17 protein-coding genes are annotated in these 16,334 nt (G+C 53.8%); 5 read left to right on the top strand and 12 right to left on the bottom strand.

Annotated elements, in window-relative coordinates; translation table 11 throughout:
* Positions 1–116 precede the first annotated feature (116 nt).
* A complete protein-coding gene (locus MKY74_RS05270) occupies positions 117–866 on the bottom strand; it encodes a YheC/YheD family protein (protein ID WP_076171959.1) in 750 nt (249 codons plus the stop codon).
* A 237-nt stretch (positions 867–1,103) separates the two neighbouring features.
* On the opposite strand from MKY74_RS05270, the gene MKY74_RS05265 reads away from it, so the two are divergent.
* A complete protein-coding gene (locus MKY74_RS05265) occupies positions 1,104–2,189 on the top strand; it encodes a glycosyltransferase family 4 protein (protein ID WP_076171962.1) in 1,086 nt (361 codons plus the stop codon).
* 33 nt (positions 2,190–2,222) lie between these two features.
* On the opposite strand, the gene MKY74_RS05260 is transcribed toward MKY74_RS05265, so the two are convergent.
* From MKY74_RS05260 to MKY74_RS05250, 3 genes are all read right to left on the bottom strand, one after another.
* The gene (locus MKY74_RS05260) at positions 2,223–3,098 is read right to left on the bottom strand and encodes a hypothetical protein (RefSeq protein ID WP_076171964.1); all 876 of its coding nucleotides are present in this window, start codon (positions 3,096–3,098) and stop codon (positions 2,223–2,225) included.
* Between the two features lie 371 nt (positions 3,099–3,469).
* Positions 3,470–4,789 carry an MFS transporter gene (locus MKY74_RS05255; protein WP_076171967.1) on the bottom strand — a complete coding sequence of 440 codons (1,320 nt, stop codon included), beginning with the start codon at positions 4,787–4,789 and terminating at the stop codon, positions 3,470–3,472.
* 67 nt (positions 4,790–4,856) lie between these two features.
* Positions 4,857–6,017, bottom strand: coding sequence for a winged helix-turn-helix domain-containing protein (locus tag MKY74_RS05250; RefSeq protein ID WP_084203957.1), 1,161 nt, complete (start codon positions 6,015–6,017; stop codon positions 4,857–4,859).
* 194 nt (positions 6,018–6,211) lie between these two features.
* Between MKY74_RS05250 and MKY74_RS05245 the strand changes: the two genes are divergently transcribed.
* Both MKY74_RS05245 and MKY74_RS05240 read left to right on the top strand, forming a co-directional pair.
* Positions 6,212–6,787, top strand: a complete 576-nt coding sequence (locus MKY74_RS05245) for a hypothetical protein (RefSeq protein WP_076171970.1) — start codon at positions 6,212–6,214, stop codon at positions 6,785–6,787.
* A gap of 40 nt (positions 6,788–6,827) precedes the next feature.
* Entirely contained in the window at positions 6,828–7,166 is a 339-nt protein-coding gene (locus MKY74_RS05240) for a hypothetical protein (protein ID WP_076171973.1), read from the top strand.
* 224 nt (positions 7,167–7,390) lie between these two features.
* On the opposite strand, the gene MKY74_RS05235 is transcribed toward MKY74_RS05240, so the two are convergent.
* From MKY74_RS05235 to MKY74_RS05220, 4 genes are all read right to left on the bottom strand, one after another.
* The gene (locus MKY74_RS05235; protein WP_244169317.1) at positions 7,391–8,368 is read right to left on the bottom strand and encodes a siderophore ABC transporter substrate-binding protein; all 978 of its coding nucleotides are present in this window, start codon (positions 8,366–8,368) and stop codon (positions 7,391–7,393) included.
* Positions 8,369–8,603: 235 nt separating this feature from the next.
* Positions 8,604–9,362 carry an iron ABC transporter ATP-binding protein gene (locus MKY74_RS05230; RefSeq protein ID WP_076171979.1) on the bottom strand — a complete coding sequence of 253 codons (759 nt, stop codon included), beginning with the start codon at positions 9,360–9,362 and terminating at the stop codon, positions 8,604–8,606.
* Positions 9,359–10,315 (bottom strand): iron chelate uptake ABC transporter family permease subunit, encoded by a 957-nt coding sequence (locus tag MKY74_RS05225; protein ID WP_076171982.1) that lies wholly within the window; start codon positions 10,313–10,315, stop codon positions 9,359–9,361. The genes MKY74_RS05230 and MKY74_RS05225 overlap by 4 nt, the downstream gene beginning before the upstream one ends.
* The gene (locus tag MKY74_RS05220) at positions 10,312–11,271 is read right to left on the bottom strand and encodes an ABC transporter permease (protein ID WP_076171985.1); all 960 of its coding nucleotides are present in this window, start codon (positions 11,269–11,271) and stop codon (positions 10,312–10,314) included. The genes MKY74_RS05225 and MKY74_RS05220 overlap by 4 nt, the downstream gene beginning before the upstream one ends.
* 268 nt (positions 11,272–11,539) lie before the next feature.
* Here MKY74_RS05220 and MKY74_RS05215 point away from each other — a divergent pair, with 268 nt between their 5' ends.
* Positions 11,540–11,668, top strand: a complete 129-nt coding sequence (locus MKY74_RS05215) for a DUF4023 family protein (RefSeq protein ID WP_076171988.1) — start codon at positions 11,540–11,542, stop codon at positions 11,666–11,668.
* A gap of 352 nt (positions 11,669–12,020) precedes the next feature.
* Complete coding sequence (locus tag MKY74_RS05210; RefSeq protein WP_076171991.1) at positions 12,021–12,647, top strand: DedA family protein; 627 nt, start codon at positions 12,021–12,023, stop codon at positions 12,645–12,647.
* Between the two features lie 150 nt (positions 12,648–12,797).
* On the opposite strand, the gene MKY74_RS05205 is transcribed toward MKY74_RS05210, so the two are convergent.
* The 4 genes from MKY74_RS05205 to MKY74_RS05190 all read right to left on the bottom strand — a co-directional run bounded on the left by MKY74_RS05205 (position 12,798) and on the right by MKY74_RS05190 (position 16,304).
* A complete protein-coding gene (locus MKY74_RS05205) occupies positions 12,798–13,616 on the bottom strand; it encodes a carbohydrate ABC transporter permease (protein WP_076171994.1) in 819 nt (272 codons plus the stop codon).
* A complete protein-coding gene (locus MKY74_RS05200) occupies positions 13,616–14,482 on the bottom strand; it encodes a carbohydrate ABC transporter permease (RefSeq protein WP_076171997.1) in 867 nt (288 codons plus the stop codon). The genes MKY74_RS05205 and MKY74_RS05200 overlap by 1 nt, the downstream gene beginning before the upstream one ends.
* A gap of 29 nt (positions 14,483–14,511) precedes the next feature.
* On the bottom strand, positions 14,512–15,735 hold the full coding sequence (locus tag MKY74_RS05195; protein WP_076172000.1) for an ABC transporter substrate-binding protein: 1,224 nt from the start codon (positions 15,733–15,735) through the stop codon (positions 14,512–14,514).
* 191 nt (positions 15,736–15,926) lie between these two features.
* Entirely contained in the window at positions 15,927–16,304 is a 378-nt protein-coding gene (locus MKY74_RS05190; RefSeq protein WP_076172002.1) for a c-type cytochrome, read from the bottom strand.
* Between the last annotated feature and the right edge of the window lie 30 nt (positions 16,305–16,334).

Below are 16,334 nucleotides of genomic sequence, written 5' to 3'. Positions count from 1 at the left end.
TTTAACATTCGGGGAAGCCGTCGATGACGAGCGCTTTACAAAAAAAGAAGGCCGGCGCTTCAGCCGAGCCCTTCCCCGCATATAATGCATATAAACGGCATCCGGTGGATGCTTGCTTACTTCCAAGCCTGTCTGAACTTCATCACTTTACGATACATGGATTTGTCCTTCAGCTGGTTAAAAATGTACGGATCGGGCTTTGTGTTCACCTCAATGATCCACGGCGTCCACGTCCGGTCAAAGCCGATGTCCAGGCCGATTTGCCGGAAACCGGGGTACTTCTTGTGCAGATGCTTTGCGGTAGTCACCCCGAGCTTGTTCAGGGATTGGATGACTTTAGCCGTCTCTTTCTCATTTAAATGGGCCCCGAGCAGCGTTTTGACATCCATCGGCGTGCCCCCGCTGTGATAATTGGTCACGATTTTGCCTTCGCGGGCGACTCTTCCGATCAAACCGGTCGCCTCCCAATCTCCTCCAGGACGTCGCTGGACCATCACCCGGATATCGAAACGACGCTTACGGTACTTTACCAGGTGAATCCCCTTTTGAATCAGGTAGCTTCGCTTCCCGGTCAGTTTCTGCAGCGATTGATAGAACGGATCATAGCTGCTGAATGTCTTTTTCACCGTCTCCACCTGATACGTATAATCTCCGTTCTCCAGCTGTTCCGCCCGAATCACCCCTTTGCCGTGGGTGCCGTTTTCCGGTTTGACATAGACCATACGGTACGACTTGAGCATCTCCTTCAGGTCGGTTTTGCTGATTTTACGGGTATCGAGCATAAACGGCCGGACTTCCTTGCTGCCAAGCAGCACTTTCGTTTTAATCCACTTGCTGACGACTGCCGTGCGGTTCTTCTCCCCCATCCACCGATCTCTCCTGTCCTGTCTTCAAAATTGATGGTAACGCGCTTGCAAAACCTGTTTATTGTATGCAAGGCACGGCGGACTGGACAGGACATTCATCCCGCAAGCGGAACAATAGGTTCCGTTTCTGGGCTGGCATCCCGTACTCCTTTCTGGGGGCACGCATAAATAATAGAAGGATCAATTGAAGCAGCAGGTGCGGGGATCAGCATCTTTGCTGTAAGGGAGGAAAGCGGCTTGAACATACTGATCGTAGCCCCCGAACGGCTCCCTGTTCCCGGCAGCGGCTCGGTGGAAATCTGCATTTTATCCATCGCCAGGCAGCTTGCCAAGAAGCATGCGGTAACCGTCTTAAGCAGAGCCTCCGCGGGATTGCCTCTGGAGAGCACGGATGAGGGGGTTCGTATTGTCAGGGTCCGTTCCGGCAGCTCCAAAGTCTACCTCGCTTCGGTACTTCGATTCATTCATGGGAAAACTTACGACGTCATCCAGGTGGATAACCGTCCCCACTATATGGCCGCTATTCAGCGGACTGTTCCCCAGTCCAAAGTAACCCTGTTTCTGCATTCGCTCACTTTCGTGCCTTCGACACGGCTCGTTGCCGCGAGCCTGAAGCATGCATGGTGGATTATCGCCAACAGCGCTTCGCTAAAGCAAAAGCTGTCCGTACGGTTTCCCTCACAAGCGCACAAAATACGTACGGTCGAGCTTGGTGTCGACACCGACCGGTTCCGTCCGCCAACCGATTTTGAGCGGGCGCAGGCCCGCAGCCGGTATGGAATCGGGGATGTCTTCACCGTGCTGTTCACTGGACGGATCATCCCGAGAAAAGGCGTGCCCGTTCTGCTGAAAGCCGCGCAAATCGCAAGCAAGCAGGTCCCACTGCATCTTGTGATTGCAGGCCGGAGCAAGGAGGGATATATCCGGAAGCTGAAAGCCGAGGCCGCCAAGCTGAGGGTAGCGGTCACCTGGACCGGCAACAAAAACCACAGCGAAATTCACAGCATCTACCGGATGGCCGACTGCTTTGTCTGTCCCTCCCAGCGGCACGAAGCCTTCGGCCTCGTTAACGTCGAGGCCATGGCATCCGGGCTTCCGGTCATCGCCTCGCAGATCGGCGGCATTCCCGAGATTATTAAGCACGGGGTAAATGGTTACCTGGTGGATGACTACTGGCGCCCGGAAGGTTTTGCGGAATATCTGGTCACACTGGCCCAAAGCAAAGAGCTGCGGCGCAGCCTGGGCGGCAGCGGACGCAGCATGGTACTTCAGTCTTTCACATGGGGCCGGACCGCCGAAAAGCTCGCGGCGCTGTATTCCTAAAGGGTGCTCCTCTGGCTGCTGAAGACAAATGACTCATTGCATTTTTCTCAATAATCCGTCCGCGTTGCGCAGCATCAAAGCACCGGCAGCCAAGGAGAGCAGGAAGCAGAAGCCGGCAGCGACAGTAAGGGTTGACCATTCAAGAACCGTATGGCCCAGCATCGTCTGCCATCCGATGAAGACCAATCCAAGCACGTAGCAAGTGCCCGTCAGGTGGATCATTCGGAGACGTACCCAAACGGAGAGCGAAGTCCGGGTACTCAGCCAGGCGACGAGCGGGATGGCCTGAAGTGCGTGGAAGCCTAGGCCGTGCAGCCAGATAATGTTGCCATGAAGCCCCACGGTCCGGCCTTGGTTAACCGAAATCCAGATCCCAGCTGCAAAAGACAGCATAACGGCCACCATGGCATAACGGATGCCCGTCACCAGCTCAGGATGAGCCGCGTATACTTTGCGGCGGAAATACTGAGCAGCCAGGAACAGATAAAAGACGACGAGCAGCAGGGCGACGGACGCAAAAATGTTGCCCACTCCCTTGTCAAAGGCGGACCCGTCTTTGACAAACCGGGGATTGACCCCCCGGAAATTTTGTACCGTTTCGGCAAAATAGGAATACAGTGCGAGCGCGATGTAGGGGTAGCGGTAAAAGGCCCTACCTCTTCGTCCGAGACCCGAATACGGGATAATGAGAGCCGTCGACAGCAAAAATATCCCGATCGCAGCGTTAAAAGAAAATGCGCTTTGAACATTGCCCCCAGGGGCTACTTCCGCCCCGTTCGCAAGGGTCCAGATCCCGCAGAAGGCGGACAGCAGAAATCCCAAGACAGCAGTCAGGACCAGCCACTTCTCCCCTTCAAACCAGCGGAACGCCGGCCGGGCGCCCACGCTCCTTACATTGACCATTTCCATTAATAATCTCCTCCATCCGAACGTTTTGGCATTGATTACGTCTTATTGTACAGAGAAGGAGGTTCCGGCAATTCTATCCGGGGTCCAGACTTTTCCCTGGACTTTGGTCGATGCCGTCCCCGACCAAAGTGCGGGATCCAAGCCTCTTCATTGTTTAGTTCGGTGACAGAATAAGCAGGGGGAAGTTTCAGCCAGAATAAACAGGGATGAGTTTCAGCCAGAACAAACAGCCCTGAGCCGGTTGACCGGCTCAGGGCTGTATTTGTTAAGGCTTTATTTGTCTGGCTGCCAAGCCGCTCCTCGTTGAGCTCGCAGAAGAAGTGCTCATGCCCGGGAGTTATCCGGCCTGCACAGGATCAAGGCGGCACCGTCTACCCGGACACCTCCCGCAGAGGTTCTTCATGGGCGCGTTTCTTGGCGTCCGTCGGCCAGAGCATCCGCTGCAGCAGAAGGCAGATGATCCCAAAGGCAAGAACGAGCAGGCCCAGGACGCAAAATACCTCTCCCACGCCAAATCCCTTGATCAGCAGACCGCCGGCCAACGGAGCTGCGATCATGATCGTACTGGACATCATGTTCTGAATGCCGAATATCCGTCCGGTCATGCCTTCCGGCGTCTCCTTTTGCAGCGCGTAATTGTTCGTCACCATAAACAGCCCGTTGCCGATCCCGATGATAAGGCCCAGCACGATGCTCCAGATCTCCGGAGAACCGGGTCTCAGCAGCCCCATCGCCCCGATCGCTGCGCCTACCAGGACAATGCCGCCTCCGATTCCTGTGCCGTAACCGATCCGGTTCCGGCGGTTCAAGATCATGATCGTGGCTACGGCACCCACGCCGGTTGAGGAGACCATCCAGCCCAGAAGAGATTCGTTATTTGGAGCAATCTCTCTATAGAGCGTGGGAAACTGGAAATCGATCATAAGAATAACGAGGATGACCGTCATATTCACGATCAGCGTGGTGAGCAGAATCCGGCGCTGCAGCAGCACCGCCCAGCCCTGCTTCCATTGCTCGATGAAGCCCGGTCTGTTCTCCGGACCGGCATTTTCACCCGGATTCATGTCCGCCTGGGGAGCTGTATGATTTGCCTCGATTCGGCGCAGCGTAAACAGCAGAAGGCAGGAGATTAACCGGGTTACGGCATTCACCAGAATACACAGCTGCGGGGAAAGCACCGTCAGGACGACCGCGCCCAGCAGCGGACCGGCAATTTTGGAGAACTGGTTGACCAGGCCGTTGTAGGAAGTGGCCTTCAGCAGCTGATCCTCGTGGACCACCTGGCGTGTCAGCGCCTGATGGGACGGGACGCGGAATACGCCCATAGCGGCACGCAGCGCCAGCAGCGGCAGCAGCCAGTACATGCCGGGAGCAAACAGCAGCAGGACCGTTAGAACGGTCTCGGCCGCATCGGCGATCAGCATCAGGTTGACCTTTTTCCACCGGTCGGCGACCACCCCCGCGAGCGACCCGAGAAGGATGCCCGGCAGGGCCATCATGACCGGGATCAGCGCAATCATTAAGGGATCGGCCTGCCAGCGGTAGGCGACCAAAACCTGGATCGCAAAGGCGTCGAACCATTCGCCGAACGACGAGATGGCGTAAGCCGTAAACATTTTGGCATAGATGCGGTTGGTCCACACCGATTTCGATTTTGCGGGCGGCCGAGGCTCGGTAACAAGGGTAGACATGAAAAATTCCTCCGTTCAGTCAGAATGTGGCGTACTCTCACTGTAACGAAGGAATATCAGAGGAACATCAGACAGCGTCCAGAATGCTTTCAATTTTCTCTTCGATCGGCGCTTTATTGGCTTCCAGTTGATACATCCGGTTATATTCGGCGTATTTTGCGGCAAACTGGCGGTGAAGCTGGGGATCCTGCACGCTGCGCTCCAGATAAACCAGCGTTTCCCGAATCGATCCGACGATCAGCGGCACGTTGTGCGTCATCTCTCCAACCTCAATGCCGTAGTTCAGGGCAGCCGCGGCCTCGGCGCGTTTCCCCTGCCGGAGCAGCATCCGGCCTTTAAGCCCGTGATAAAAGCAAATTTCCCGCAAATACGGGGTTTCCTCCAGCATCCGTTCGACTTCGCCTGCGCAGCGTTCGGCTTCGGGCAGGTTGTCTGCACCCAGGTGGACGTACATCTCCGCCATTTTGATATGGACGTTGAACATATCCAGATCTCCCCCCGCCTCGCGAACGGCCTCGTATGCCGCCTTAACCCTGGACAGATCCTCTTCGGCCCGGCCGTTGTCGGTATACAGCCCGATAATATTTAAAATCCTCAGCTCCCGCTGATGATCCTCCGGACCAATGTTGGCGGCCATGGTTCGCTCGAAATAATCCAGGCATTTTCCCGGCTCATTGTAAAAGTACAAGTAAAAATGCAGCAAATAATACAGCTTGCTCGACGGCGGAAATTCGGTATCCGTTAAAAACCAGTTGATATCCGCCTGCGCATACCGGATAAAAATCAGGTGGGACGGGGGCAGCTCAAATCCGAGCAGATCCTGCTGGCTCGCCAGCGTAATCATCGATTTGCATTGACCGTACATGAGGTACTTGTTCATCAGCTGCCGCATTTGGGCCTGCAGCTCGGTATCCTGCATCGACGGATTGCGGAGATCCGGCTCTTTGACCGTCAGGCTGTAGCCATAGCCGCGCACCGTGTTCAGAAAGACCCGGTTACTCCAAGGACGCAGCTTCTTACGCAGACGGTAAATGTGGTCGTCCACCGTCCGCTCCACCGGATATTCCATCGGCCATACCCGGTCCAACAGCTGTTCCCGGCTGAAAGCCTGACCGCGATGGCTGTATAAAAATTGCAGCAGGGCATACTCTTTGGCAAGCAGCGAAATGCGCTCCTCCTGGTAGCTGACTGTATATCCGCTAGGATCAAAATCCAGCTGGGCCACCATGCTCCCCCCTTTCTTCAACCGCGCATGTTGGCGACCGTTTGTAACCCTTTCTGTTATTTAAGCATATTCCCGATTTACCGCACAATAGGATGGAGGCGTATGATGAAATGATACTGTTAAGCCAACTTTTACCGCAGCGTAACGTTCAAGAGTAAAAGACGTTGGATTTTGAGATATGAGTAGGAGGTGCACCCGTGATCAAAATTCAAACCAGACTGGTCATGGTACCGATTGTGTTATATGCCATCTGCCTGTTGATAGGCTGCAGCCAAGCAACGTCGGCCTCGCCCGGCCCTCCATGGTTTCACAGTGCTGAACAGGCCGTGGAATATGGCCTTCATGAAGAGCAGGTTGAACGGTCCGACGTACTCACGACCATCACGGTCGACGGGGAAGAGCTTATCTTTTACGAAAAATACGGCGCCTTCGGTGTGGGCGGGGTGAACGAGGGATCCCGCGGATATCAGTGGTACCGGTTATCTGCCTATTTGAACTTTGAAGGAGAGGACACCCCTTATATGACCGGAGGCTTTACCGTTCAAACCGCTAAGGGGCGTAATGTGAACATTCTTGCCGGAAAAGTGTTTGATCCGAAGATTACCAGCATGACCGTAAAAGGGAATAACGAAGCTCAAGAGCTGTCCGTTACGGGGCATTCCCGTTTCTTCTTTATGGTCCACCAATCGCCTTTTTCTGAATTGGAGGTAACCCCCGGTTCTGCGGAAGGAGCGGCCAAGATGGAGGAACGAAAGGAACCAATAGATAGATAGCACCCCGATTTATTCAAGTGACGAAAGAGGTGTTTTATCGATGAAACGCCAACTTAGACGCCCGGCAGCTCTGCTCGCAACGATTGCCGGTACAGCCACCATCCTGCTTTGGATGAAGCTGGGCTTTTTCAATCCGTATTCATCCAGCCTCGAAACCGGCCCCCTTCAAATCACCTTCTTTACGCTATGCGTGCCGGCCGTCCTTGCGATCGTGTCTGCTTGGTTTCGCCGTAAAGCGCTTGTGCTGATCGCTTTTCTTTGGTCCCTGCCCATTAGTTTGTACCTCGCGATGACCCCGGGCATATTTGCATGGTTTGGCGCTACCTCTTGCGCTTATCTGGTCACCTACTTCCTGATGCTGGCGGAACGACAGCGATAAGGTGACAGAGAAGGCAGTAAGAGTAAATAGGTGCACAAGTACATCTATTTCAATTTCAGTCGCGTGTCCCCTCCAGTCCCCGATTCCCCGCCTCTCCCTGTTTGCCTCCCAACACTTCGCCTGCTGTACCCACCAAACGCAAAAAAACCGCCGCGGCGTCCTTACGGACCTCCGCGACAGCTCCTTGTGGCACGCGCCTCAACGGCCGCGTACTCTTTCCCTAGCTACTGAATGCTTGCTCCGACTTCCTTGACCATCTCCTGTACCGACAGCAGTCCGCCGCCGGATAGGTACCAGTAGTTCGGATCTAGATATACGATGTGCCCTTCTTTGAAGGCTTTTGTATTTTTGATCAGATCGTTCTCCACCGTCTGCTTGGCGGATACGGATTCTCCGCCTTCTCCGGCCACAGCCGCGCCGCGGTCCACGACAAACAGGTAGTCCGGATTCTTCTCGGCTACGTATTCGGATGTGACGCTTTGACCGTGCGTAGAAGCTTCAATGTTTGCATCCACCGGCGTAAAGCCCAGCACGTCGTGGATCAGTCCGAAGCGGGAGCCCGCGCCGTAAGCGCTCAGCTTGCCTTCATTCGCCAGCACGATCAGGGCGTTTTTGCCCGATGCAGCGGCTTTATCGTGAATTTCCGCGATCGTCTTGTCGACATGGTCCAGCTCCGTTTGGATCTCGTCCTCTTTGCCGAAGATCTGGCCGACGGTGTTCATATTCTCCTTAAACGATTCCATGTACCGTGTCGTATCCAGGCCCAGGTAGACCGTCGGCGCGATCTTGCTGAGCTCTTCGTAAGCATCGGATTGGCGGCCGGAGATAATAATCAGGTCCGGGCTCAGTGCGTTGATTTTTTCAAAATCCGGCTCTTTCAGGCTCCCCACGTTGCTGTATGCATCCTTGTCGGCGTACTTGGACAGGTACGGAGGAATGTTCGCCTGCGGAACCCCGGTAACCTGAACGCCCAATTTATCCAATGTATCCAGAATGCCAAAGTCGAACACGACGACCTTCTGCGGATTTTTTTTGACCTTTGTCTCGCCCAGCTTATGTTTAATCGTCAGCTCCTCGGAACCAGAAGCCGCCGAAGTGTTGGTTGGTTCAGCAGACGCCTCTTTCGCGGGTTCTGCCGTATTTTTATTGCCGCATGCCGCCAGGACGACGACCAATACGGCCGTGATGATGAACAGCATCATCTTTCTTGTATTCAACTTCATCCACCCCATATTCTGATTTGGTTTTCGGCTTGAACCAAGCCGTAAATGTATAAAATTATGTGATGAACTATCCGCCGGCGCCTGGCTGGGATGAGTCCACGCATATAATTTCCCTTGGTTAGCACTGCATATGATTCTTCACCTGACCCGTTCAACTCAGGGAGAATTTTATTTTTCGAACAAACTGCCTCTTACCTCTCCCGGGCCTCCGGATTCAGGCAAAATAAACGCAAATTTTGTTGTTGTTAATGTTCTCAATGGGGATATCCATCCCGTAGACCTGCTTCAGCACCGGCGTATCGATGATCTCGTCCGCCGTTCCTTCCTTCACGACTCTGCCGTTCTTCAGCGCGACGATGTCGTCCGAATAGACGGAGGCAAAATTGATGTCATGAATGACGATAATGACCGTCTTACCCAGCTCATCCACCATCCGCCGCAGCACCTTCATGATCTGCACCGAGTGCTTCATGTCCAGGTTGTTCAGCGGTTCATCCAGCAGCACGTAGTCGGTGTTCTGGGCAATAACCATGGCGATAAAGGCCCGCTGCTGCTGCCCTCCGCTCAGCCGGTCCAGGTACTGGTCCTGCAGATCGTCGAGCTCCATATAATCGATGGCTTCCTGGACGTATTTCCAGTCCTCCGGCTTCAGCCGGCCCTGCGAGTAAGGAAACCGGCCGAAGCTTACCAGTTCCTTAACCGTCAAGCGGACGTTAATATGATTGGACTGTTTCAGAATCGAGATCTTCTTGGCGAGTTCGCTGCTCTTGCAGCGGTCCACCCGCTCCCCTTCGATCAGGATTTCACCGCCGTCACAGGATATGAGGCGGCTGATCATGGAGAGAAGCGTGCTTTTGCCCGCCCCGTTGGCACCGATAAAGGAGGTGATTTTCCCTTTGGCGATGTTCACCGAGACGTTGTCGACCACTGTTTTGCCGCCATATTGTTTGGAAACCCCTTTAACCTCGATCACGATGATTTACTCCCCTTTAGCAAAAGATAGATAAAGTACGCGCCGCCGACCATATTGATGATGACGCTCAGCGTCGTGGAGAAGGTAAACACCCGCTCCACCAGCAGCTGCCCGCCTACAAGGGCGACGATGCTGATCAGCACCGCAGCCGGAATCAGCAGCGTGTGCCGGTAGGTCCGCATCAGCTGATAGGCCACGTTCGCCACGAGCAACCCCAGGAAGGTGATCGGCCCGACGAGCGCCGTCGCGATGGAAATGAGCACCGCCACAACAATGAGCAGCCTTTTCACCACCCGGTCGTAATCGACGCCCAGATTGACGGCGTGATCCCTTCCCATAGCAATAACATCGAGATACTTGGTATAGCGCATAAAATAGGCGGTCACCAGCACGATCCCTGCCGCCGAAACCAGCAGCAGATCCGTATTGACGTTGTTGAAGCTGGCAAACATTTTGTCCTGGACGATTTGGAACTCGTTCGGATCGATGAGCACCTCCATAAAGGAGGACAGGCTCTGAAACAATGTGCCGAAGATCAGACCGAGCAGAAGCAGAAAGTAAATGTTCTGGCCTTCCCTTTTAAAAAGGAGCTTGTAGAACACCACCGAGAACACGGCCATCATACCGACGGATATGAGAAAATTCACGTTTTTGCCCATCGCCGTCAGGCTGATTGAGCCGAAAACGTAGACCATAAAGGTCTGAAATAGCATATAAAGGGAATCCAGCCCCATAATACTCGGCGTCAAAATGCGGTTGTTGGTAATCGTCTGGAACACGACCGTCGAGAAGGCGATCGCTCCGCCGGTCAGGACCATGGCCAGCACTTTTTTGCCCCTGCGCGGAAGGATATAGTCCCAGTTGCCCCCGGACTGGATCACCATAAAGACAGCAATCAGGACAAGTGCGATGACGGTTAGAACGATCAGCTTGGTCAGGTTGGATTTGCTCATGTATAAGCCCTTCTTCTCAGCAGTAAATAGATAAAGATCGCGCTGCCAATCACCCCGACAGTGACGCCGATGGAGATTTCATACGGAAAGATGATGACCCGGCCCAGAATGTCGCAGAACAGAACGAACACAGCTCCCAGTAGTGCGGTATGTAGCAGGCTTTTTTTCAGATGATCCCCCAGATACATCGTGACGATGTTCGGAACGACCAGGCCCAGAAAAGGAATCATGCCCACGGTTAAAATCACGACCGATGAAATAGCGGCGACGATGACCAGTCCGATATTGACGACGGCCTTATAGTTAAGCCCCAAGTTCACCGCGAACTCCTCCCCCATGCCCGCAATTGTAAAGCGGTTCGCGAACAGATAGGCGATGATCAGGAGCGGAATGCTGATGTACAGCATCTCGTATCGGCCTTTGAGGATCATGGAAAAATCGCCCTGCAGCCAGGAGGACATGTTCTGGATCAGATCGTTTTTATAGGCAAAAAACGTCGTGACCGAGCTGACAATGTTGCCGAACATGAGTCCGACAAGCGGAATGAAAATTGCGTCCTTGTATTTGACCTTATCCAGGATCCGCATAAAGATCATCGTTCCCAGCAGGGCAAAAACGAAGGCCACCAGCATTTTCACCAGCGGCGCCGCGTTACCAAACACCATGAGGGCCACCAAAATGCCGAACCTTGCCGAGTCTATCGTTCCGGCCGTCGTCGGCGACACGAACTTGTTTCTCGTCAGCTGCTGCATGATCAGGCCGATAATGCTCATGCTCGTGCCGGCAATGATAATGCTGATCAGGCGCGGCAGACGGCTGATCCAGAGCACCTGCTTCTGTTCGGCTGTGAGATGAAACAGATCCAGCGGGGAAATATCCTTCACCCCGATAAACAAAGAAGCGGCTGAGAATACGATAAGCAGGATCCACAGCGTCCACAGGTAAGTGTTTTTCATGGCTATCCAACGCTTTCTTTAGTCTGGCCAGTCATTGAAAATAATGAAAATATTCCGAAAAAGCATATGTCACTTTCGATCTAATTAATAATGATATTCATTCTCAATTAACTGACTTAGTTATTATTCTAACAGCTGACCGGTTTTTGTCAAACGTTTCTGGGTATTTTTATTCTTCTGCCTTCCTCCCGCAGGATGAATGCAGGCCGCCCGGAGTGGTCATAGTAACAGGGAATGCCGACTGCAAACACAAGGAGGATGAACAGCCATGGACAGCACGCATGAGTATGTGGAGAAGCTCCACGATACCCAGGAAAAAGCCCGCAAACACAAGGATGGCATCAGCAAAGGAGCCAGCGCAAAGCTTCCGACCAAGCAGCATGGCACGAAGAAATAACCGCAAACCTTAAAAATGGGCATTTCCCTTTCGACCGAAGGGGAAGTGTCCTTTTTATTTGAAGATATATGAAAGTATAAGCTCCAGAGAGTGCTCCTCCTTATACCGCAAGAAAAACAACCGCTAACCGCGGTCTGTCTACTTTGAAGGTACGTCGATAGGCGTTTTTCTTATTATTCAGGGATTTTCGCAAAGTTTCTGCAATCTCCAAGACCAAAGTCCAGTTTGATCCTAGTCCAGAGACAGTTTCTGGATGGCCTGCCGCTCCGTTAGAATGAACGAAAGCATGAGACGGCATCGTCCTCAGGTTGGATTTGACTGCAGGCGGCGAAGGCCGGTAAGGAGAGAAACTATGGAGTGGATCATCCATCTGTTTGAACAATACGGGTATATGGTGCTGTTTGGCGGCCTTTTCGCCGAATCGTTGGCGATTCCCTTCCCGGGAGAGCTGGCCATGGCCATCTCCGGCCATATGTCGACCCTGGGGAGCTTTCACCTGCTGCAAATTATTTTGTATTCGTATATCGGCGCCATTGTCGGCACGACGGTGACGTATATTATCGGGTATCGTATGGGAACGCCCTTCTTTGAAAAATACGGCAAGTACGTCCTCCTGAACCCGGCCCGGATCGCCAAAATTACCGGCTGGTTCGACCGGTACGGCACCAAGCTCATTCTGATCTGTTACTTCGTGCCTGGACTCCGGCATTTTACCGGATACGTGTCCGGCGTGCTCCGGATCAATGTCCGGACCTTCTTTATCTATAACTACATCGGCGGACTCGCCTGGGTCATCGTCTATGTCATGATCGGCAGACTGGTCGGCTCGAAGATCGAGCAGTTCCTGCATTTGATTTCCCAGTATTCGCTTGCCGCGATCCTGGTGGCTGCTGCGGTCCTCGTTCTCGTCGTGTACCTAAAGCGGAGAAAAAAATCTGCAGTCCCCCGGGTCAAAGCCGAAGTGCGGCAGGAGGACTAAGGGCAAGCGCACACGAACGAGCAGCTAACAGCTGTGAGAAAGCCGGCGGCTGCGATGACAGCACGCTTACAGCACTGGCTATCGTCTAGAACGTCAAAAGCCGCCCCCGGTGCTTGCCCGGGGAGCGGCTTGTAGCAAACGCTTTACACTTTATTTGACGGCGCCCTGTGTCACGCCGTTGATGATCCATTTTTGTGCGAACAGGTAGATGATGATCATCGGCAGCATCGCCATCAGATACGAAGCGAAGGCCAGGTTGTAGTCCGTGTTGAACTGTCCCTGGAAAATGTACTGCACGAGCGGCAGCGTATAGCTTGCCTGGTCGCTGATGATGATCAGCGGGAGCAGGAAGTCGTTGTACGTCGACAGGCAGATCAGGATGCCGACGGTGGCGTTGATCGGCGCCATCAGCGGGAAAATGATCCGCCAGAACGTGCCCCATGTCGTTGCCCCGTCCACCGTGGCGGCCTCCTCGAGCGCCGTCGGGATCGAGCGGATGTAGCCGACGTAGACGAAGACGTTAAAGGCCAGCGCATACACCGTATGCAGAATCGTCAGGCCGACCAGATTGGTCATGTGCAGCGCCGACGCCAGCTTGACGATCGGCAGCATGATGATCGGGAACGGAATGAACATCGCGCTGATGAAGTAGAAGTACAGCCCTTTGAAGAACTTCCGGTGCATATTCCGGGCGATGGCGTACGCCACGAGCGAGTTGGTGAGCAGCGTCAGCACCACCGTCGAGATCGTCACGAGCGCGCTGTTGCGGAATGCGCGGAAGAAGTTGGTCATTTTCACCGCGTTCGAGAAGTTTTCCCAGTGAAACGTCGTCGGAATCGCGAAGACCGACCGCGTCATCTCCTCGGGATTTTTCAGCGCAATGGTCAAGGTCATGTACAGCGGGAACAAAATCAGCAGCGTCCCCAAGGCAATCAGGATCATGACGGCCCAGTTCGTTTTCGTTCTCATTACATATCGCTCTCCCTTCCTTGAAGAAATTTAAGCTGCAGGATGGAGATGATCGCAATGACGATAAAATAAATGACCGAGTTGGCGGACTGGTAGGCGAACTCGCCTCCCTGGAACCCGCCGATGTAGATCAGGTGCGAAATGGACTGTGTCGCCCGGCCGGGCCCGCCATTGGTCAAGGCGACGACCTGGTCGAAGACCATCAGCGAGTTTTTCATCGCCAGCACCATATTGATCGTGAAAAACGGGGAAATGAGCGGAAAGGTAATTCTCCAGAATTCCTGCCAGCGGCTGGCCCCGTCCAAATTTGAAGCTTCATACAGCGAAGCCGGGATGGTCTGGAGTCCTGCCAGATACAGAATCGTATTAAACGCAATCCCCTGCCATACCGCCACGATGACGACCCCGATCCAGGCTAGATTTTCGTTGCCCAGTATGTTCGTTGAGAACGCATGGATGCCCAGGTTCTGCCCCCAGATCGTAAAGACGTTGGAGAACAGATAGTTGAAAATGTAACCGACGATCAGCACGCTCAAAATGTTCGGCAAAAAGTAAATGCCGCGGAAGAAGTTGCGCGCCTTGATCCGCGCGTTCAGGCCAAGGGCGATCAGCAGACTGAGCACATTGATCAGAATGGTGACGACAATGGCGAACTTGAAGGTGAACAGATAGGCGTTCCCCACGTTGCTGTCCGTAAAGAGGTTTGCGTAGTTGCGGAACCCGATAAAGTCGTAATGTTTACCGAACCCGTTCCAGTTCGTGAACGAATAGTAAATGCCCTGCAGGGCGGGCAGTGTCATAAATACGAAGAACAGTACGACCGCCGGCACGGTCATCCAATAAAACGCCGTAAGTCGCTTGGACATCCCTTCATCCTCCTCTTTTAGTCATGATGTTATTTCCGGCTCTGGACTTTGTCCCACTCGGTATCGAGCATTTTCAGGTAGGCGTCGATATTCCGGTTTTGCAGGAATCCCTGAACGATCGAGTTCAGCTGCACGGCGGCCGGGATATAGTGGTCGGCAAAATCGACGACTCGGCCCGCCTTGAAATAAGGCTGCAGCTCGGCAACCGCCGGGTCGTCCTGCGTCACACCTTTAACGGCCGAGAACGCGGTCTGCTCTTTGATGTACTGGCCGATGTTGTCCGGCTCGAGGAGAAAAGCGATGAATTCCTCCGCTTCTTTTTTATGCTTGGTGCTCTCGGAGATGGTCAGCAGCGTGTCCACCCCGGAGATCAGCTTGTTCTTGTCCGGGTCGTTTCCGGTCGGGAACGGGAAGAAGCCGATATTCGCGTTCGGGTTCGATTTCCGGATTTCCGGAATGGCCCAGCTGCCCTGGATATACATGGCCGATTCCCCGCGCGCAAAGGCACGGTTGCCGTCCGCGTATGTTTTCCCGAAGTTGTCCCCATGTCCGTAATCGAGCAGCTTCAGCTGCTTCTCCGCCACCTCGCGGAACTTCTCCTGGAAGGTCACCTGATTTTCACGGCGCTGCTTGAAGAAATCGATGCCGACCAGGTTGGGTGCCAGCGCATTAAACGGCAGGTTCGTCTGCCAGTCGTCCTTGTATGTAAAATAAAACGGAATGATGCCGCTGTCCTTCACCTTTTGGGCAGTCGCAATCAGCTCATCCCACGTTTTCGGAACGCTCAGCCCCAGCTTCTTGAAGATGTCCTTGTTGTACATAATGCCGTTGGCGTTGGTTGCGTAAGGGATGCCGGTAATTTTACTCAGCCCCGTTACGTCCTTGAGCATTTTTATGTAGTTCGGATCAATGGATTCGACCAGCTTGCTCTGGGTCAGATCGGCGAAAATATCGCTCTGCGCCAGGATCGAATACGTGTCGGTCGCGCCCATGCCGATGACGTCGGGAATGTCGTTCTTGACGACCCTTGTCTTCAAGACCGTTTCGGCATCCGGCGGATTCACCTGGGTGACCTGGATCCCGGGGTGCGAAGCGTTGAACTTGGCCACCAGCTTATCAAAGGAGCCTTTGGCCTCCGGCTTGTTTTGAAAAAACTCCAGCTTGACCTTCCCGGCGTTCTCCCCGTTATTCCCGCAGGCCGTCAGCATCGACGCGAGCAGCAGGCAGGCCAGAAGGATTCTTCCCATTTTCATGCGAAACCCCCCATATCGAAATTCTTGATGTTGAATTTTCACTAAAATTACCCGATTTTGTCGAAAAATAAACAAGCCGCCAAGCATGAAGCCTGCAGCGAACATGCGAATGCAGCGCCGTTTTCCCGGCGAAGTAAAAAAGCAGCCCCCTGACGGAAAGCTGCTTTTTGCATGGCTGGGCCGAAGCGTGCTTATTTTTTGGCGGCCAACCACTGGGCTACGCCTTGAATGTCAGCATCGGACAGTTGGCCTTTGAAAGCCGGCATGCCGCCGCGGCCGTTCGATACGATCCCGGCGATTTCGTCCGCGGAGTATTTGGCTCCGACCTTTTGCAGGTTCGGTCCTACAGCGCCTTCGAGGTTGTTGCCGTGGCAGCTGACACAGTTCGCTTTAAAGGTCGCTTCCCCGTTGCCGGCTGCTGCATTGCCGCCGGTTTGACCGGTCGTTGCACCCGTATTCCCGGCGTTGTTATTGGCTGCGCCCTGGTTGTTGTTATTGTCGCTGCTTTTACCGCAGGCGGACAGGGAAAGAACGAGCAGCAAGCTCAGGAAAATGATCGATTTTTTCATTGGGGGTGTCTCCCTTCAACTTTTTCAAAT

The sequence above is a fragment of the Paenibacillus sp. FSL R5-0378 genome, from assembly GCF_038009285.1.
Classification (GTDB): Bacteria; Bacillota; Bacilli; order Paenibacillales; family Paenibacillaceae; genus Paenibacillus_AQ; species Paenibacillus_AQ favisporus.
This window is presented reverse-complemented; position numbering and strand designations above follow the sequence as displayed.